The 21,213-nt window shown below is 73.9% G+C and carries 2 protein-coding genes (1 of these 2 running past the window's edge); both read left to right on the plus strand.

The annotated features are described in order from the left end of the window. The gene (locus ACZ7GJ_RS13785) at window positions 1-5,028 is read left to right on the plus strand and encodes an amino acid adenylation domain-containing protein (RefSeq protein WP_470751533.1); all 5,028 of its coding nucleotides are present in this window, start codon (window positions 1-3) and stop codon (window positions 5,026-5,028) included. Further along, on the plus strand, window positions 5,025-21,213 hold the 5' portion of the coding sequence (locus ACZ7GJ_RS13790) for a non-ribosomal peptide synthase/polyketide synthase (RefSeq protein WP_470751534.1). The gene runs 7,382 nt beyond the window's last position; only the first 16,189 of its 23,571 coding nucleotides appear in the window; its start codon is at window positions 5,025-5,027; the stop codon falls past the right edge of the window. The genes ACZ7GJ_RS13785 and ACZ7GJ_RS13790 overlap by 4 nt, the downstream gene beginning before the upstream one ends.

Raw genomic sequence — 21,213 nt, forward strand, 5'->3', positions numbered from 1 at the left:
ATGACTCCGCAGACCCGTCAGAATGACGCCGGCTCGACCCTCGCCGAGCTGGTCGCCCAGCAGGCGCAGCAGACCCCCGACGCCCCCGCCGTCCTCGCCGACGGCCTGGCCCCGCTCACCTACGCCGAGCTCAACGCCTCCGCGAACCGCCTCGCGCACCGCCTGACCCGGCTCGGCGTCGGCCCCGACACCCTGGTCGGCGTCCACCTGGAGCGCTCCGCCTCGCTGGTCGTCTCGCTGCTCGCCGTCTGGAAGACCGGCGCCGCCTACCTGCCGCTCGACCCGGCGCACCCGGCCGAGCGGCTGCGCTCCCTCGTCGCCGAGGCCCGCCCCGCGGTGGTCCTGACCGCCGGCCGGTCCGCCGGCACCGAACTCGGCGCCCCCCAGGTGGACCTGGACGCCGAGTGGGAGCTGATCTCCTCCCTGCCGGACACCGCCCCCGAGGCCGCGGTCCAGAGCGGCCACCTCGCGTACGTCATCCACACCTCGGGCTCCACCGGCCGCCCCAAGGGCGTGCAGGTCACCCAGGCGGGCATCGCCAACCGCGTGCTGTGGACGGTCCGCACGCACGGCCTCGGCGCCGGCGACCGGGTCCTGCACAAGACGGCCATCGGCTTCGACGCCCACTGCTGGGAGGTCTTCGGCCCCCTGGTCAGCGGCGGTGCCGTCGCCCTCGCCCCGGTCGGCGCCGAGCGCGACCCCCAGGCACTCGTGGCCGCGGCCGCCCGGCTCGGGGCCACCGTGCTCCAGGTGGTGCCCTCCGTACTGCGGCTGCTCGTCGCCGAGCCGGGCTGGCGCCGACTGACCGCGCTGCGCCTGCTGTTCTCCGCCGGCGAGCCCCTCCACGCCGAGCTGTGCCGGCGCGCCTTGGACGGCCACGGCGAGCGCCTGGAGGTCTGGAACACCTACGGCCCCACCGAGTGCTCCATCGACGTCACCGCCCAGCCCTACGACCCCGCGCAGGCGAGCGGCCCCGTCCCGATCGGCCGCCCGCTGCCCGGCACCCGCCTGCTGGTCCTCGACGAGCAGGGCCGCCCGGTCCCCGTCGGCGTCCCCGGCGAGCTCCACATCGGCGGCACCAGCCTGGCCCGCGGCTACCTCGGCCGCCCCGACCTGACCGCCGAGCGCTTCGTGCCCGACCCCTACGGCTCCGCGGGCGGCCGGCTCTACCGCACCGGGGACCTGGTCCGCTGGCGCGCCGACCGCACCCTGGAGTACCGCGGCCGCGCCGACCACCAGGTCAAGGTCAACGGCGTACGCATCGAGCCCGGCGAGGTCGAGGCCGCCCTGCTGGCCCACCCCGTGGTCACCGGCGCCGTGGTCACCGCCCCCGAGGGCGCCGACGGAGCCAAGCGGCTGACCGCCCACCTCACCACCGCCGACGCCGCACTCCCCGCCGACCTGCGCACCTTCCTGCGCGGGCTGCTGCCCGAGGCGCTGGTGCCGACCGTCCTGATCCCCCTCGCCGCCTTCCCGCTCACCAGCAACGGCAAGCTCGACCGGGCCGCCCTGCCCAGCCCCGTCCAGGACGACGCCGACCGGCCGTACACCGCCCCGCACACCGAGGCCCAGCGGATCGTCGCCGAGGTCTGGCAGGGGCTGCTGCCCGTCGAACGCGTCGGCGTCCACGACGACTTCTTCCGCCTCGGCGGCGACTCCCTGCTCATCACCCGGCTCGCCGCCCGGCTGCGCGAGGCCACCGGCAAGGACGTCACCCCGGCCGAGCTGTTCACCTCCGCCACCGTCGAGGCGCAGGCCGCCCTGCTGACCGCCGCCGGGGTCCGGCCCGCCCTGGTCCCCGTCGACCGGACCGGTGTCCTGCCGCTCTCCTTCGGCCAGCGCCGGCTGCACTTCCAGGACCGGATGAACCCCGGCGGTGCCGAGTGGGTCTCCCCGCTCATCATCGGCCTGCCCGAGGGCGCGGACACCGCGCTCGTCCAGCGCGCCCTGGACGCGCTCGAAGTGCGGCACGAGGCGCTGCGCACCCGCTACCCGGCGGACGCCGACGAGAGCGGCCAGCGCATCACCGCTCCCGGCCCGGTCGAGCTCGCCGAGACCACCGCCACCCGCGAGGGCCTCGGCGCCCTGGTCGCCGGGCACTTCGGCCGCGGCTTCGACCTCCAGGACGGGCCGCTGTGGCGGGCCCTGCTGGTCCGCGCCGAGGGCCGCAGCCCGGTACTGGTGCTCGCCCTGCACCACATCACCTGCGACGGCTGGTCCTCCGCCCTGCTGGAGCGGGAGTTCGGCGAGCTGTACGCGGCCTTCGCCGCCGGGCGCGCCCCCGAGCTGCCCGAACTCGCCCTCGGCTACGCCGACTACGCCGCCTGGGAGCGCACCGCGCTCACCGAGGAGACCCTGGCCGCCGACCTCGCGTACTGGCGCGAAGCGCTCGACGGGCACTCCCCGCTGGCCCTGGCCACCGACCACCCGCGCCCCGCCGAACGCGACCACCGCGGTGCCGTCGTTCCCGTGGTGATCCCCGCCGAGACCGCCGACGCGCTGGCCGAACTGGGCCGCCGCCACGGAGCGACCCCCTTCATGACCCTGCTCACCGGGTACGCGACCCTGCTCGCCCGGCACGGCGGCGAATGGGACGTCACCATCGGCACCCCGGTCGCCGGCCGCGGCCGCCCGGAGACGGCGAACCTGGTCGGCTTCTTCCTCAACTCCCTCGCCCTGCGCGCCGGCCTCACCCCCGACCTGGGCTTCGGCGAGGCCCTCGACCGGGTCCGCGAGGTCACCCTGGCCGGCTTCGGCCACCAGGAGGTGCCCTTCGAGCGGGTGGTCGAGGAGGTGCAGGGCGACCGCGACCTCTCCCGCACGCCCGTCTACCAGGCCGCCTTCGACCTGCACGACGAGACGCTGACCACCGGCGGCGCCGACCTGGACGACCTGGAGACCTTCCGGCAGGCCTGGCAGATCGCCAAGACCGACCTGACCCTGTTCCTGCGCCGCCGCCCCGACGGCACGCTCGCCGGCGTCCTGGAGTACGCGACCTCGCTGTTCGAGGACGTCACCGTGCAGCGCCTCGTCGACCACTTCGTCCGCCTCCTCGCCGCGGCCGTCGCCGACCCGGCCACCCCCCTGGGCGCACTGGAGCTCGCCGGAGCCGACGAGCGCCACCGCCAGCTCGTCGAGTGGAACACCGGCGCCCACACCACGGTCGCCGAGCCCGCCGAGGCCACCGTCCTCGACCTGTTCGAGGCACGGGCCGCGGAGCGCCCCGAGGCCACCGCCCTGCGGTACGAGGGCCACAGCACCACCTTCGCCGAGCTCGACGCCCGGGCCAACCGCCTCGCCTGGCGGCTGCGCCAGTCCGCCGCCACCACCGAGCACCTCGTCGGCGTACTGCTGGACCGCGGCCCCGACCTGCTGGCCGCCTTCCTCGGCAGCTGGAAGACCGGCGCCGGCTACGTGCCCCTGGACCCCGCGCACCCGGCCGAGCGCCTCGCGGGGATGCTCGCCGACGCGGGCGCCCGGGTCCTGGTCACCACCGCCGACCACGCCGTGCGCATGGCGCCCGTCTTCCCCGGCGAACTCGTCGTCGTCGACCGCGACCGGGCCGTGCTCGACGCACTGCCGAGCACCCGGCCCCCGCGCCGGCAGGACCCGCTCGCCATCGCCTACACGATCTTCACCTCGGGCTCCACCGGCCGCCCCAAGGGCGTCGCCGTCGAACAGCGGGGCCTCGCCAACCACGTCGCCTGGGCCGCCCGCGACCTCGCCGGCAGCCACGGCGGGGGCGCCGCCCTCTTCTCCTCCACCGCCTTCGACCTGGTCGTACCCAACCTGTACGCACCGCTCGTCGCCGGCCAGCCGCTGCACGTCCTGCCCGCCGCACTCGACCTCGCCGACCTCGGCAGCACCCTCGCGCAGGGCGCCCCGTACAGCTTCGTCAAGCTCACCCCCGGCCACCTCGACATCCTGTCCCAGCAGCTCACCGACGAGCAGGCCGAAAGCCTGGCGCGGACCGTGCTCGTCGCCGGCGAGGCCTTCCCCGGCGCCGCCGCCAACCGCTGGCTCGAACTCCTCGGCCCCGGCCGTCTGATCAACGAGTACGGGCCCACCGAATGCTCCGTCGGCACCTGCATCCACCCCGTGGACGCCCCCGAGGCCGGGGTCGTCCCCATCGGCCGCCCGCTGCCCGGCCTGTCGATGTACGTACTCGACCCGGAGCTGCGCCCCGTACCGCTGGGCGCGATCGGCGAACTCCACGTCGGCGGCACCGGCGTCGCCCGCGGCTACACCGGCCGCCCGGGCCTGACCGCCGAGAAGTTCCTGCCCGACCCGTACGGCCCGGCCGGCTCCCGCCTCTACCGGACCGGGGACCTGGCCCGGCAGCTGCCCGACGGCACCGTCGCCTTCCTCGGCCGTATCGACCACCAGATCAAGGTCCGCGGCTTCCGCGTCGAGGCCGGGGAGATCCAGGCCGTCCTCACCGCCCACCCCGGGGTCCGCGACGCGGCCATCACCGCCGACCGGGGCCTGACCGCCTACGTGGTCCCCGCCGACGGGGAACTGCCCGACACCGCCGAGCTCACCGCGCACTGCGCCCGGCTGCTGCCCGACTACATGCTGCCCAGCGCCTACGTCGCCCTCGACGCCATCCCGCTGACCGCGAACGGCAAGCTCGACCGCGGCCGGCTGCCCGACCCCGCCGAGACGCAGGCCGACGGCGACACCGGCCGCACCGGCCCCCGCGACATCGTCGAGGAGCACATCGCCTCGATCTGGCAGGAACTGCTCGGCGTCGAGCCCGACGTGCACGACGACTTCTTCCAGAGCGGCGGCAACTCGATCCTCGGCATCCGCCTGATCTCCCGGATCCAGGCCGAGTTCCTCGTCTCCCTGCCGCTCCGCGCCATCTTCGAGGGCCCCAGCGTCGCCGGACTCGCCCGCGCCGTCGAGGCGCTGGTCCAGGCCGAACTCGCCGCCGCCGAGCCGCTCTCCGCCGAGCCGCTCGCCGAAGTGGCCGCCCCCACCCACGACTTCTCCGCCTCCACGCAGCTGAAGGAGCACCAGGCATGACCACCAGCGCCGAGCGTACCCAGACTCCCGACCAGCTCCGCGCTGAGCTGCTCCGCAGGCTCACCGCAGGACGCGCCGGCGCCGCCGGCCGCCAGGAGATCCCCCGCGTGGACCGCGGCCTCCCACTGCCGCTGTCCGCCGGACAGCAGCAGATGTGGTTCCTCAACCGCCTGGAGCCGGAGAGCCCCGAATACCTCGTCCCGCTCGCCATCAGACTCACCGGACACCTCGACGAGAGCGCCCTGCGCACCGCCGTCGACCGGGTCGTCGCCCGCCACGAGGTGCTGCGCACCCGCTACGACCTGTTCGGCGACGAGCCGGCCCAGCTCGTCGACGAGCCCGGCCCGGTCCCGTTCCTCGTCGAGGACCTCGCCGCGCTGCCCGCCGCCGACCGGGAGAGCGTCGCCCGCCAGCTCACGGCCGAGTACGCCCAGCAGGCCTTCGACCTCGCCGGCGAATGGCCGCTGCGGGTCCGCCTCATCCGGCTCTCCGCCACCGAGCACGTCCTCGTGCTCGTCTTCCACCACATCGCCTGCGACGCCTGGTCCACGCAGATCTTCGCCCAGGACCTCAGCGCCTACTACCGCGGCTCCGCTCCCGCCGCCGAACTGAGCGTCCAGTACGCCGACTTCGCGGCCTGGCAGCAGAAGAACACCGAAGGCCCGGCGCTCGACCAGCACCTCGCCTACTGGCGCGACCGGCTCGACGGCGTCGCCCCCCTCGACCTGCCCGCCGACCGCCCCCGCCCCGCCGTCCGCAGCTCCGCCGGCGCGGCCGTCGCCCTCGACCTGCCCGCGCAGCTCGCCGCTTCCCTGCGCGGACTGGCCACGGAGCACCGCACCACCCTCTTCACGGTGCTGCTCACCGCCTACCAGACGCTCCTGGCCAAGTACACGGGCGCCAGCGACATCGCCGTCGGCACCGTGGTCTCCGGCCGCACCCGGCCCGAACTCCAGCAGCTCATCGGCTACGGCATCAACAGCCTGGTCCTGCGCGGCAGCTGGGAGGGAGACCCGCGCTTCAGCCGCCTGCTGGAGCAGAGCCGCGTCGACGTCCTGGACGCCTTCGACCACCAGGACATGCCCTTCGCCCGCCTCGTCGACGCCATCCAGCCCGAGCGCGACCTGTCCCGCACCCCCCTCTTCCAGGCCGCCTTCACCCTCCACGAGTCCCGTACGGCCGCCTACGACCTGCCCGGCATCACCGTCGAACCGTTCGAGACCCCCGCCGACACCGCCCGCTTCGACCTCCAGCTCCTGGTCGAGGAGGTCCCGGACGGCACCCTGCGCGGCCGCTTCGAGTACGCCACCGCCCTCTTCGACGCCGCCACCGCGCAGCGCCTCGCCGACCACTTCGGCCGCCTGCTGCACTCCATCGCCGCCGACCCGGCCGCCCGGCTGTCCGCCCTCGACGTCCTCGCCCCCGCCGAGCGGGCCCTGGTCATCCAGCCCGCGCCCGAGGAGACCCCCGACCCGCGCTTCGTCCACGAGGTGTTCGAGGCCCAGGTCGCAGCCACCCCCGACGCGGTCGCCGTCAGCGCCGACGGGCAGGAGCTCACGTACGCCGAGCTCAACGCCCGCGCCAACCGCATCGCCCACCACCTGCGCACCCTCGGCGCCGGCCCCGACACCCTCGTCGGCATCTGCCTGGAGCGCGGCCCCGAGCTGATGCCCGCACTCCTCGGCGTACTGAAGTCCGGCGCCGGCTACCTCCCGCTCGACCCGGCCAACCCGGCCGACCGTCTCGCGTACGTCCTGAAGGACGCCGGCGCCCTCGCCGTGCTCACCGAGACGCGCCACGCCCCGATGATCGAGGAGATCCATGAGGGCCCGCTCGTCGTACTCGACCGAGAGACCGGCTCGCAGCACTGGCAGAGCCTTCCGGCTGCGAATCCGGCGCTGGCTGGCCACCCGGATCAGCTGATCTACGTCATCTACACCTCGGGCTCCACCGGCAAGCCCAAGGGCGTGTGCCTCAGCCACCGCAACATCCTGCGCCTGCTCACCACCGCCTACCGGCACTACGGGTTCTCCACCGAAGACGTCTGGCCGCTCTTCCACAGCTACGCCTTCGACGTCTCCGTCTGGGAGATGTGGGGCGCCCTGCTGCACGGCGGCAAGCTCGTCGTCGTCCCCGCCGCCGTCACCCGCTCGCCCGACGAGTTCCTCGACCTGCTCGTCGACCAGCAGGTCACCGTCCTCAACCAGACCCCGTCCGCCTTCCGCTCCCTGGTCGTCGCCGCGGCCGAGGGCGACCCGCGCATCGACCGGCTCGCCCTGCGCGCCGTCGTCTTCGCCGGCGAGAAGCTGACCGTGCCGGACCTCAAGCCGTGGACCGACCGGCGCGGCCTCGCCGCCCCGGCCCTGCTCAACATGTACGGAATCACCGAGACCACCGTCCACACCACCTTCTACGAGGTGACCGAGGCCGACCTCGCCCCCGACGCGAGCAACCCCATCGGCGTCCCCCTCGACGACCTGCGCGTCCACCTCCTCGACGCCTGGGGCGAGCCCGTCCCCGTCGGCGTCTTCGGCGAGATCCACGTCGCCGGACCCGGCGTCGCCCGCGGCTACCTCGGCCGCCCCGCCCTGACCGCCGAGCGCTTCGTGCCCGACCCGTGGGGCCCGGCCGGCTCCCGCCTCTACAAGAGCGGCGACATCGCCCGCCGCCGCCCCGACGGCAGCCTCGAATTCCTCGGCCGCGCCGACGGCCAGATCAAGATCCGCGGCTACCGCGTCGAACTCGGCGAGATCCAGGCCGCCCTGGCCGCCCTGCCCGGCATCCACGACGCCGTCGTCGTCCTGCGCGAGGACACCCCCGGCGCCAAGGAGATCGTCGCCTACCTGATCACCGCCGGCGGCGCCGCCCACGACCCCGCCGAACTGCGCGAGGCCCTCGCCCGCGACCTCGCCCCGTACATGATCCCGGCCGCCTTCGTCACCCTGGAGCGGCTGCCGCTCACCACCAACGGCAAGCTCGACAAGCGCGCCCTGCCCGCCCCCGGCAGCGATGCCCGACGCGCCACCGGCACCCGCACGGCCCCCCGTACGCCCGCCGAGCAGCGCATCGCCGACGTCTGGGAAGAGGTCCTCGGCCTCGACGCCCTCGGCGTCGACGACAGCTTCTTCGAGCTCGGCGGCGATTCCATCCGCGCCGTCGCCCTCGTCGGCTCCCTGCGCGCCGCCGGCTTCGATGTCACCGTCCGCGACGTCTTCGACCGCCGTACGGTGGCCCGCCTCGCCGAACTCGTCACCGGCCGCACCGCGCCCGCCGAACTCCCCGAGCCGGTCCGCCCGTTCCAGCTGATCCGGCCGGGCGACCGCGACCGGCTCCCGGCCGGCCTCACCGACGCCTACCCGCTCTCCCAGGTGCAGACCGGCATGGTGCTGGAGATGGCCCTGCCCGGCAGCGCGAACAACTACCACAACGTCACCAGCTTCCGGATCCGCGACGAGCGCCCCTTCCACCACGCCTCCCTCGTCGGGGCCGCCCGTATCGTCACCGCCCGCCACGAGGTGCTGCGCACCTCCATCGACCTCGACGGCTACTCCGTACCGATGCAGCTCGTGCACGCCGAGGCCGAGATGGCCGTCGGCAGCCAGAGCCTGCGCGGCCTCGACGAGGACGAGATCCGCTCCGCGATCCTCGACTACACCGCCCGCGAGCGCGCCGACGTCTTCGACCTCGCCGTCCCGGCCCTGATGCGCCTGTACGCGCACGACACCGGCACCGGCGGCTGGTGGCTCTCGGTCACCGAATGCCACCCCGTCCTGGAGGGCTGGAGCCACCACTCCCTCCTGATGGAGATCCTCGACCTGTACGCCGCCCTGCGCGACGGCCGCCCGGTCCGGGAGCCCGAGCCCACCGCGATCCGCTTCGCCGACTTCATCGCCGAGGAGGCCCGGGCGCTGGAGGACGAGACCCACCACGCCTACTGGTCCCGGATCACCGACGAGTACGCCCCGATCGCCGCCCCCGCGGGCTGGGGCGAGGCCCCCGGCTCACCGCGCGCCATCCACGTCATCGAGGTCCCCGTCGAGGACCTGTACGACCGGCTGCGCACCCTCGCCACCCGCAGCCGCGCCTCGTTCAAGAGCGTCATGCTCGCCGCCCACCTCAAGGTGATGAGCCAGCTCACCGAGCAGACCCGCTTCACCGCGGGCCTGGTCTGCGACTCCCGCCCCGAACTGCTCGACGCGGACCGGGTCTACGGCATGTACCTCAACACCCTGCCCTTCGCGCACGACGCCGGCGCCGCCGCCACCTGGAGCGAGCTCGTCGCCCAGGTCTTCGCCGCCGAGGTCGAACTGTGGCCGCACCGCCGCTTCCCGCTGCCCGCCGTGCAGCGCCTGGCCGGTGGCCGCCAGCTCATCGAGGTCTACTTCAACTACCAGGACTTCCACCAGGTCGACCTGGACCGGGTCGACTACCTCGCCAGCATCGACGACAGCCCGACCGAGTTCCCGCTGACGGTCTCCAGCCGCGCAGGGCACATCATCGTCACCGCCAACGGGCGGGCCCTGTCCCGGGACAACGCGGAGCGGGTCGCCGCGATGTACCGCCGGGTGCTCGTGGCCATGGCCGCGGACCCCGAGGGCGACGCGCGGGCCGTGCTGCTGCCCGCCGACGAGCGGGCCCGGGTGTTGGAGGAGTGGAACGACTCCTCCACGGCCGCCTCCGCGGGGACGGTGCCGGAGCTGTTCGCGGCGCGGGTCGCGGCTGCTGCGGACGCGGTGGCCGTCACCAGCGGTGGCGTGTCGCTCTCGTACGCCGAGCTGGACGCCCGGTCCGAGGCGCTGGCGCACCGGCTGGTCGCCGAGGGCGTGCGTCCGGGTGATGTGGTGGGTGTGCTGCTGGAGCGCGGTGTGGAGCTGCTGGTCGCGCTGCTGGCCGTGCAGAAGTCCGGTGGCGCGTACCTGCCGATGGACGCCTCGCACCCGGCCTCCCGCCTCGCCGGGATCGTCGCGGACGCCGCGCCGGTGGCGCTGATCGCGCAGCCCTCGCTGGCGGCCACCGCCGACGAGATCCACCCGGGCGGCTGGCTGCCCGTGGACGGCGCCCCGGTGGCTGCGGGCGGCGCATTGCCGGCCGTGGACGCGGCTGCGGTGGCGTACGTGCTCTACACCTCGGGTTCGACGGGCAAGCCGAAGGGCGTGCAGGTCACGCACGGTGCGCTGGGCAACCTCCTCGTCGGTATCCGGCGAGTGCTGGGCGCCGAGGATGCGGGGGAGTCCTGGCTGGCTTCGACCTCGGTGTCCTTCGACATCTCGGGGCTGGAGCTCTACCTGCCGCTGATCGGCGGCCACCGCGTGGTCATCGCCGGTGCCGGGGACGACCTGGTGGAACTGGTCGCCGCCGAGCGCGTGACCCACGTCCAGGCCACCCCGTCCGGCTGGAAGCTGCTGCTCGCGGCGGGCTTCACCGGAGGTGTGACCGCTCTGGTGGGCGGTGAGGCGCTGCCGGTGGAGCTGGCGCGCGAACTGCGTGGCCATGTGGCCCGGTTGGTGAACGTCTACGGTCCGACGGAGACGACGATCTGGTCGTCGGCGTGGGAGGTGCCGGAGGGCGCGGAGGCGGTTTCGATCGGCTCTCCGATCGACAACACGCAGTTCTATGTGGTTGATGCGTTGATGCAGCCGGTGCCGCTGGGTGTGGTGGGTGAGCTGTGCATCGCGGGTGATGGTGTGGCTCAGGGTTACCTGGGTCGTCCGGATCTGACGGCGGAACGTTTCGTCCCGGACCCGTTCGGTGCTGCGGGTACTCGTCTGTACAGGACGGGTGACCTGGCGCGGCGTCTGTTCGACGGGTCGCTGGAGTTCCTGGGCCGGACCGACCACCAGGTGAAGATCCGCGGTTACCGGATCGAGCTGGGTGAGATCGAGTCCCGGCTGCTGGCGCACCCGCAGGTGCGTGACGCGGCGGTGATCGCCCGTACGGAGGAGTCGGGGGACACCTGGCTCGTCGGGTATGTGATCCCGGCCGCCGGGGAGTTGGACCAGGCGGCCGTGCGCGGGTTCCTGCGCGAGGAGCTGCCCGACTACATGGTCCCGGGCGCTTTCGTGGAGCTGGACGCCTGGCCGCTGAACACCGCGGGCAAGCTGGACCGCAAGGCGCTCCCGGCGCCGACCGAGTTCGCGGCGGCCGCGGAGTACGTGGCTCCGCGTACCGAGACCGAGGCCCGTCTCGCCGAGGCCTGGGCCGCGGCCCTGGGCCACGAGCAGGTCAGCGTCGAGGACAGCTTCTTCGACCTCGGCGGCGACTCCATCCGCGCCATCGGGCTGGCCTCCGAGGTCCGCGCCGCGGGCTTCCAGGTCTCCGTGCCCGACATCTTCACCCACAACAGCGTGGCCGCTCTCGCCCGCCACCTCGACGGCCGCGAGGCCCCGGCCGTCACGGCCGCGGAGTACGTGAAGCCGTACGCGCTGCTCTCCGACGCCGACCGGGCCGCGCTGCCCGCCGGGGTCACCGACGCCTACCCGGTCTCCCAGGTGCAGCTCGGCATGCTCGTCGAGATGGACCTGGACGAGGAGCAGGCGGCGTACCACAACGTCGACGGCTTCGAGGTCCAGGACGACCGGCCCTTCGACGCCGCCGCCCTCCAGCGGGCCGCCGAGGAGGTCATCGCCCGCCACGAAGTGCTGCGCACCGGCTTCGACCTGACCTCGTACAGCACCCCGCTCCAGCTGGTCCGCGCGAGCGCGCCCACCGCGGTCGCGGTCGCCGACCTGTCGCTGCTGGACCCGCGGGCCCGCGAGCGGGCCGTCATCGCGCACGAACAGGCCGAACGGCAGGCGGTGTTCGCCGTCGCCGAGCCGCCGCTCGTCCGGTTCTCCGCGCAGGTCCTGACCGCCGGCTCCTGGCACCTGACCCTCGCCTACGCGCACCCCGTGCTGGAGGGCTGGAGCTACCACGCCCTCCTCGGCGAACTGCTCACCGTCTACCGGGAGATCCGCGACACGGGCGCCGCCACGGCCCCCGCGGCCACCCCCGCCCGCTACGCCGACTTCATCGCGGGCGAGCTGGACTCCCTCGCCGACGAGGCCGACCGCGCCTACTGGCAGTCCGTCGTCGACGGCAACGCGGCCCTGGAACTGCCCGCGGGCTGGGGCGGGGAGCCGGGTGTGCGCCGCGCCCCGGTCGCCTTCGGCGACCTGGAGCCGCGGCTGCGCGAGCTCGCGGCCGCGACGGGCACCTCGTTCAAGAGCGTGCTGCTCGCCGCGCACCTGTCGGTGATGAGCAGGCTCACCCCCGAGCGGTCCTTCCACAGCGGCCTGGTGGCCGACGCCCGTCCCGAACTCCCGGGCTCGGAGCGGGTGCTGGGCATGCACCTCAACACCCTGCCGTTCGCCCACGACCGCAGCGCCGCCACCTGGAGCGAACTCGTCGCCGAGGTCTTCGCCGCCGAGATCGGGGCCTGGTCCCACCGGCGCCACCCGCTGCCGGCCATCCAGCGCCTCGCGGGCGGCCGCCAGCTGCTGAACGTCTACTTCAACTACCAGGACTACGGCCGGGTCACCGACGGCAGCCTGGAGCACGCGGGCGCCTCGGCGCAGCTCGCCGACCCCCAGGAAGGCCCGACGGAGTTCCCGCTGACCGTCGCCACCCGCAAGGGGCACCTGGTGCTCACCGCGCACGGAGCGGTGCTCTCGCAGGAGAACACCGATCGCATCGCGGCCATGTACCGCCTGGCCCTGGAGGCGATGGCCGCCGACCCCGAGGGCGACGCCCAGGCACCGCTGCTGCCCGAGGGCGAGCGCGCCCGGGTCCTGGCGGAGGGCAACGACACCGCCGCCGCCACGGCCGGGACCGTGACCGCGCTGTTCGCGGCCCGGGTCCTGGACACCCCGGAGGCGCGGGCCGTCACCTCCGCCGGCCGTTCCCTCTCGTACGGGGAGCTGGACGCCCGCTCCAACCGGTTCGCCCGCCACCTGCTCGCCATGGGCGTGCGTCCGGGTGATGTGGTGGGTGTGCTGCTGGAGCGAGGTGTGGAGCTGCTGGTCGCGCTGCTGGCCGTACAGAAGGCGGGCGCGGCGTACCTGCCGCTCGACGCCTCGCACCCGGCCTCCCGGCTCGCCGGGATCGTCGCCGATGCCCGCCCCTCCGTCCTGGTCACCCAGGACGCGCTCGGGCCGGTGGCCGACGAGATCCACTCCGGGGAGTGGCTGCTGGTCGACGGCACGGACGCGGCCGTCACCGCCGAACTGGACTCCGACCCGCTGGACATCGCGGTCGACCCGGCTGCGGTGGCGTACGTGCTCTACACCTCGGGTTCGACGGGCAAGCCGAAGGGCGTGCAGGTCACGCACGGTGCGCTGGGGAACCTCCTCGTCGGTATCCGGCGGGTGCTCGGCGCCGGCTGGGGGGAGTCCTGGCTGGCCTCCACCTCCGTCTCCTTCGACATCTCGGGGCTGGAGCTCTACCTGCCGCTGGTCGGCGGCCACCGCGTGGTCATCGCCGAGACCGGGGACGACCTGGCCGAGCTCGTCCGCGAGCAGGAGGTCACGCACGTCCAGGCCACCCCGTCGGGCTGGAAGCTGCTGCTGGAGTCGGGCTTCTCCGACGAAGGCGTGACGGCCCTGGTGGGCGGTGAGGCGCTGCCGGTGGAGCTGGCGCGCGAACTGCGCTCGCGGGTCGGTCGGTTGGTGAACGTCTACGGTCCGACGGAGACGACGATCTGGTCGTCGGCGTGGGAGGTGCCGGAGGGCGCGGAGGCGGTTTCGATCGGCTCTCCGATCGACAACACGCAGTTCTATGTGGTCGATGCGTTGATGGAGCCGGTGCCGCTGGGTGTGGTGGGTGAGCTGTGCATCGCGGGTGATGGTGTGGCTCAGGGTTACCTGGGTCGTCCGGATCTGACGGCGGAACGTTTCGTCCCGGACCCGTTCGGTCCTGCGGGTACTCGTCTGTACAGGACGGGTGACCTGGCGCGGCGTCTGTTCGACGGGTCGCTGGAGTTCCTGGGCCGGACCGACCACCAGGTGAAGATCCGCGGTTACCGGATCGAGCTGGGTGAGATCGAGTCCCGGCTGCTGGCGCACCCGCAGGTGCGTGACGCGGCGGTGATCGCCCGTACGGAGGAGTCGGGGGACACCTGGCTCGTCGGGTATGTGATCCCGGCCGCCGGGGAGTTGGACCAGGCGGCCGTGCGCGGGTTCCTGCGCGAGGAACTGCCCGACTACATGGTCCCGGGCGCCTTCGTGGAGCTCGATGCCTGGCCGCTGAACACGGCCGGGAAGCTCGACCGCAAGGCGCTGCCCGCCCCCACCCGCGGCGCCGAGAGCACTTATATAGCTCCCCGCACAGACGCCGAGGCGAGCATCGCTCATGCCTGGGAATCAGCTCTCGGGCTCGAACGGGTGAGCGTCGAGGACAGCTTCTTCGACCTCGGCGGCGACTCCATCCGGGCGGTCTCCGTCGTCGGCGCGCTGAAGGCTCTCGGCCACCGACTCTCCGTTCGAACGATCTTCACGTACCAGACCGTCGCCGAGCTGGCGGACCATCTCGCGGCGCAGGCACAGCAGGAGGACACCGTGTCACCGACGAACATCTCCACCCGGACGGCAGGGGCGGCCGACGCGGCAGAGGCGCTTGCCGGTGCGCTCGCGGCGGCCGGCATCGACCTCGCCGCCGACGGCCTCTCCGACCAGACCTCGGTCGCCGACCTCCTCGCCCTGCTCCGCACCCAGGCAGCGCCGGCGGCCGCCGCCGAGCCGCAGCCCGCGCCGGGGGAGGGAGGCCTCGCCCCTTTCGCCCTGCTCGCCGATGAGGACAGGGAACGGATACCCGAGGGCCTCGCCGACGCCTACCCGCTCTCGCAGGTGCAGACCGGCATGGCCGTCGAGACCCTGGTCGAGGACGGCGGGGACGACTACCACCGCGTGACCTCCTTCCGGGTCCGCGACGGGCACGCCTTCTCCCGTACCGCGCTGGAGGCGGCGGCCCGTACCGTCGCCGCCCGGCACGAGGTCCTGCGCACGTCGATCGATCTCACCGGCTACTCCGTGCCGATGCAGCTCGTCCACGCCACCGCCGAGATCCCCCTCCACGTCGAGGACCTGACGGGCATCCGCGACGAGGAGTCGCTGACCCGCGCCGTCCAGGCCCACGTGGCGGTCGAGGAGTCCCGCCCCTTCGCCCTCGGCGACCACTCCCTGCTGCGCATCGCCGCCCTGGTCGAGAGCGACCGGGCCTGGTGGCTCTCCCTGACCCACAGCCACATCATCCTGGAGGGCTGGAGCCACCACTCCCTCCTGATGGAGATCCTCGACGTCTACCGCACGGTCCGCGAGGGCGGCGACCCCGACGCCGGCCGCGAGCCGGTACCCGCCCGCTACGCCGACTTCATCGCCGGCGAGCTGGAGTCCCTCGCGGACGAGGGCGACCGGGAGTACTGGGCGCACACCGTCGACGCCTACCCCGCCCTCTCCCTCCCGGCCGGCTGGGGCGAGCCCACCGCCGAGGACGGCCGCGGCTACCGCCTGCCGGTGGCCTACTCCGACCTGGAGCCCGGGCTGAAGAAGCTGGCCGAGCGGGCCCGCGTCTCCGCCAAGAGCGTGCTGATCGCCGCCCACCTGAAGGTGATGAGCCAGCTCACCGAGGAGTCCCGCTTCTCGGCCGGCCTGGTCACCGACGCCCGCCCCGAGCTGCTGGGTGCCGAGCGGGTCTGCGGCATGCACCTCAACACCGTGCCGTTCGCCCACGAGGCCGGGCTCGCGACCACCTGGGCCGGGCTCGTACGCCAGGTCTTCGACCGCGAGATGGAGCTCTTCGACCACCGCCGCTACCCGCTGCCGGCGATCCAGCGGCTGGCCGAGCCGGGCCAGTCCGTCGTCGAGGTGCTCTTCACCTACCAGAACTACCACCAGGTCGACACCGAGCTGATCGACGTCGAGGCCAACCTCGGCGATGCCACCTCGCAGTTCCCGCTCGCCGTCACCACCCTCGCCGGACACCTGGTCCTGACCGCCAACGAGCGGGACCTCGCCAGGCCGCAGGCCCAGCGGGTCGCGGACATGTACCGCCTCGTCCTGGAGGCCATGGCCGCGGACCCCGAGGGCGACGCGCGGGCCGTGCTGCTGCCCGCCGACGAGGAGGCCCTCGTCGTCACCGGCTGGAACGACACCGCCACCGAGACCCCGGCCCCGACGGTGCCGGAGCTGTTCGCGGCGCGGGTCGCGGCTGCTGCGGACGCGGTGGCCGTCACCAGCGGGGGCGTGTCCCTCTCGTACGCCGAGCTGGACGCCCGGTCCGAGGCGCTGGCGCACCGGCTGGTCGCCGAGGGCGTGCGTCCGGGTGATGTGGTGGGTGTGCTGCTGGAGCGCGGTGTGGAGCTGCTGGTCGCGCTGCTGGCCGTGCAGAAGTCCGGTGGCGCGTACCTGCCGATGGACGCCGCGCACCCCGCTGCCCGCCTCGCCGGGATCGTCGCCGACGCGGCGCCCGCCGTCCTCGTCACCCAGGACTCGCTGGCCGCCACCGCCGCCGAGATCCACTCCGGGACGCGGATCTCCGTGTCCGACACGGCCGACGCCCCCGGGCGCCTCCCGCTGATCGACCGGGACGCGGTCGCGTACGTGCTCTACACCTCGGGTTCGACGGGCAAGCCGAAGGGCGTGCAGGTCACGCACGGTGCGCTGGGCAACCTCCTCGTCGGCATCCGCCGCGTGCTGGGCGAAGCCCGGGCGGAGGAGTCCTGGCTGGCCTCGACCTCGGTGTCCTTCGACATCTCGGGGCTGGAGCTCTACCTGCCGCTGATCGGCGGCCACCGGGTGGTCATCGCCGGTGCCGGGGACGACCTGGTGGAACTGGTCGCAGCCGAGCGCGTGACCCACGTCCAGGCCACCCCGTCCGGCTGGAAGCTGCTGCTGGAGTCGGGCTTCTCCGACCGCGCCGTGACCGCGCTGGTCGGCGGCGAGGCCCTGCCGGTGGAGCTGGCCCGCGAACTGCGCGGCCACGTGGCCCGGTTGGTGAACGTCTACGGTCCGACCGAGACGACCATCTGGTCCGCCACCTGGGAGGTGCCGGCCGAGGCCGCCGCGATCTCCATCGGCTCCCCGATCGACAACACCCAGCTGTACGTGGTCGATGCGTTGATGCAGCCGGTGCCGCTGGGCGTGGTGGGTGAGCTGTGCATCGCCGGTGACGGTGTGGCTCAGGGCTACCTGGGTCGTCCGGATCTGACGGCGGAACGTTTCGTCCCGGACCCGTTCGGTGCTGCGGGTACTCGTCTGTACAGGACGGGTGACCTGGCGCGGCGTCTGTTCGACGGGTCGCTGGAGTTCCTGGGCCGGACCGACCACCAGGTGAAGATCCGCGGTTACCGGATCGAGCTGGGTGAGATCGAGTCCCGGCTGCTGGCGCACCCGCAGGTGCGTGACGCGGCGGTGATCGCCCGTACGGAGGAGTCGGGGGACACCTGGCTCGTCGGGTATGTGATCCCGGCCGCCGGGGAGTTGGACCAGGCGGCCGTGCGCGGGTTCCTGCGCGAGGAGCTGCCCGACTACATGGTCCCGGGCGCCTTCGTGGAGCTGGACGCCTGGCCGCTGAACACCGCGGGCAAGCTGGACCGCAAGGCGCTCCCGGCGCCGACCGAGTTCGCGGCGGCCGCGGAGTACGTGGCTCCGCGTACCGAGACCGAGGCCCGTCTCGCCGAGGCCTGGGCCACGGCCCTGGGCCACGAGCAGGTCAGCGTCGAGGACAGCTTCTTCGACCTCGGCGGCGACTCCATCCGCGCCATCGTCCTCGTCGGCGCCATCCGCTCGGCCGGCTTCCAGGTCGCCGTGCAGGACGTCTTCGAGCACCGCACCATCGCCGCCCTGGCCCGCCACCTCGGCGGCCCGGCGGACTCCGGCGAGGCCCCCGTCCCCGTGGAGGAGGTGTACGTCCAGCCCTACGCGCTGCTCTCCGACGCCGACCGGGCCGCCCTGCCCGCCGGGGTCACCGACGCCTACCCGGTCTCCCAGGTCCAGCTCGGCATGCTCGTCGAGATGACCCTGGACGACGACGGCGCCGCCTACCACAACGTCGACGCCTTCCGGGTCCGCGACGGCCGCCCCTTCGACGCCGCCGCCCTCCAGCGGGCCGCCGAGGAACTGGTCCTGCGCCACGAGGTGCTGCGCACCGGCTTCGACCTCACCGGCTACGGCACCCCCCTCCAACTCGTCCACGCCGACGTGCCCGTCGAGGTCCCCGTCACCGACCTCAGCGCGCTCTCCGCCGAGGCCTTCGGCCCGGCCCTGCGCGCCGTCAACGCCGAGGAGAGCGCCCGCCCCTTCGACACGGCCCGCCCGCCGCTGCTGCGGGTGCGCGCCGTCCTGGAGGACGACGCCTCCTGGTGGCTCGTCCTCACCCACGCCCACCCCATCCTGGAGGGCTGGAGCTACCACTCCCTGATGAGCGAACTGCTCGTCTGCTACCGGGAGTTCGCCGAACAGGGGTTCTTCACCCCCACCGACCGCCCGGCAAGCCGCTACGCCGACTTCATCGCCGCCGAACTGGCCTCGCTGGCCGACCCGGCCGAAGAGGAGTACTGGCGTACGGCCGTCGCCGAGCACGCCGTCCTCGAACTCCCCGCTGCCTGGGGCGACCCCCAGGGCGCGGAGGGAGAGGCGGCACAGGACCGGCCGTACGACACGGTCCAGGTCAACGTGCCCACGTACGACCTGATGCCCCGCCTGCGCGAGCTGGCCACCACCTCCGGCACCTCCCTCAAGAGCGTCTTCCTCGCCGCCCACCTCAAGGTGCTCAGCCAGGTCACCGAGGAAGCCTCCTTCCACACCGGTCTCGCCATCGACGCCCGGCCGGAGACCGCCGGCGCCGACCGGGTCGCGGGCATGCACCTCAACACCGTGCCCTTCGCCCACCTGCGCACCGCCGGCACCTGGCGCGAGCTGGTCCGCCAGGTCTTCGACCGCGAACTCGCGCTGTGGCCGCACCGCCGCCACCCGCTGCCCGCCATCCAGCGGGCCGCGGGCGGCCGCCGCCTCCTCAACAGCGTCTTCAACTACCTGGACTTCCACCAGGTCGACGCGGAACTCGTCGACGAAGAGGCCAGCACCGGCATCGGCTCGACCGAGTTCCCGCTCGCCGTGATCTCCCGCGGCGGCTGGCTCGGCCTGCGCTCCGACACCCGCCACCTCACCCCCGCCCAGGCGGAGGGCCTCGGCGAGATGTACCGCCAGGTCCTCCAGGCCATGGCCGCCGACGCCGAGGGCGACGCCCGCGCCACCTTCCTCCCCGCGGCCGACCGGGCACTGGTCCTGCGCGCCCCGGCCGCGACCGCCACCGCCCCCGTCACCACCACCCTGCACTCCCTCTTCGAGGAGCAGGCGGCCGAACGCCCCGGCGCCGGCGCCGTCACCGCCGCCGGCACGACCCTCTCGTACGGGGAGCTCAACGCCCGCGCCAACCGCATCGCGCACCGGCTGCGCGACCTCGGCATCGGCGCCGAGGACGTCGTCGGCCTGTGCGTGGCCCGCGGCCCCGAGCTCGTGCCCGCGCTGCTCGGCATCCTCAAGGCGGGCGCCGCCTACCTGCCGATGGACCCGGCCCAGCCCGCCGCCCGCCTCGCCTTCATGGCCGAGGACCAGGGCCTCAAGGTGGTCCTCACCGAGTCCGCCCACGAGCAGGCCGCCGTCGCCGCCCACTCCGGCGCGGTGCTCGTCCTCGACGCCGCCGACACCGCCGCCGACCTGGCGGCGCAGCCCGACACCGACCCGGCGCCCGTCGCCGAGTCCGGCAACCTCGCCTACGTCATCTACACCTCCGGCTCCACCGGAGTCCCCAAGGGCGTCGGCGTCACCCACGCCAACGCCGTGCGCCTGATGCTCGCCACCGAGGAGCGCTTCCCGCTCGACGACCGGCACGTGTGGCCGCTGATCCACAGCCACGCCTTCGACGTCTCCGTCTTCGAACTGTGGGCCGCCCTGCTCTACGGCTCCCGCCTGGTCGTCGTCGACGCCGACACCGCCCGCAACCCCGACGAACTGCTCGACCTGCTCGTCGCCGAGAAGATGACGGTCCTGCTCAACAGCCCGTCCGCCTTCCGCGGCCTCGCCGCCGCCGTCCAGCAGGGCGACCCGCGGACCGACCAGCTGAACCTGCGCGCCATGTTCTTCGGCGGGGAGAAGCACGACGGGGCCGCCCTGGCCCCCTGGACCGACCGCTTCGGCCTGGACGCCCCGCAGCTCGTCGAGTTGTACGGGCCCACCGAGGCCACCGTCCAGGTCACCCACCACCGCATCACCGAGGCCGACCTGGCGAGCGAGCACGGCATCCCGCTCGGCCGCCCGCTGGCCGACACGCGGATCCTCGTACTCGACGAGGACGCCCGGCCCGTCCCGGTCGGCGTCCCCGGCGAACTGGCCATCGGCGGCCCGGCGCTCAGCCGCGGCTACCTCGGCCGCCCGGCCCTGACCGCCGACCGCTTCGTGCCCGACCCGTACGGGGAGCCGGGCGGCCGGCTCTACCGCACCGGCGACCTGGCGCGGCTGCGCCCGGACGGCGGTCTGGAGTTCCTCGGCCGCACCGACAACCAGATCAAGATCCGCGGCTACCGCGTGGAGCTCGGCGAGATCCAGTCCGTGCTCGTCGCCCACCCCGCCGTCCACCAGGCCGCCGTCGTCACCGACGAGAGCGCCCCGGGCGACCCGCGGATCGCGGCCTACGCCGTGCCCGCCGACCCGGAGGCGGGCCTGCCCTCCCCGGCCGAGCTGGCCGAGTACTGCCGCGAGCGGCTGCCGGAGTACATGGTCCCGGGCGCGTTCACGGCCCTGGCCGCGATCCCGCTGATCTCCAACACCAAGGTCGACCGCAAGGCGCTGCCGGCGCCCGACTGGGCGGCGCTCGCCGCCGACCAGCCGTACGTCGCCCCGCGCACCGGCGACGAGGAGCGCATCGCGGCCGTCTGGGCCGAGGTGCTGGGCCTGCCCCGGGTCGGCGCCGAGGACGCCTTCTTCGACATCGGCGGCGACTCCATCCGCGCCGTCTCCCTCGTCGGCGCCCTGCGCGCCGCCGGGTACGCCCTGTCCGTACGCGACGTCTTCGACGCCCGTACGGTCGCCGGCCTCGCGGCCCTCGCGGCCGCCGGCACCGGCCGGGACACCGACGGGCACCGCGCGGTCGAGCCCTTCGCCCTGGTCCCGGCCGCCGACCTGGCGGCTCTGCCGGCCGGCCTCACCGACGCCTACC

This window comes from Streptomyces sp. NPDC037242, assembly GCF_055604165.1.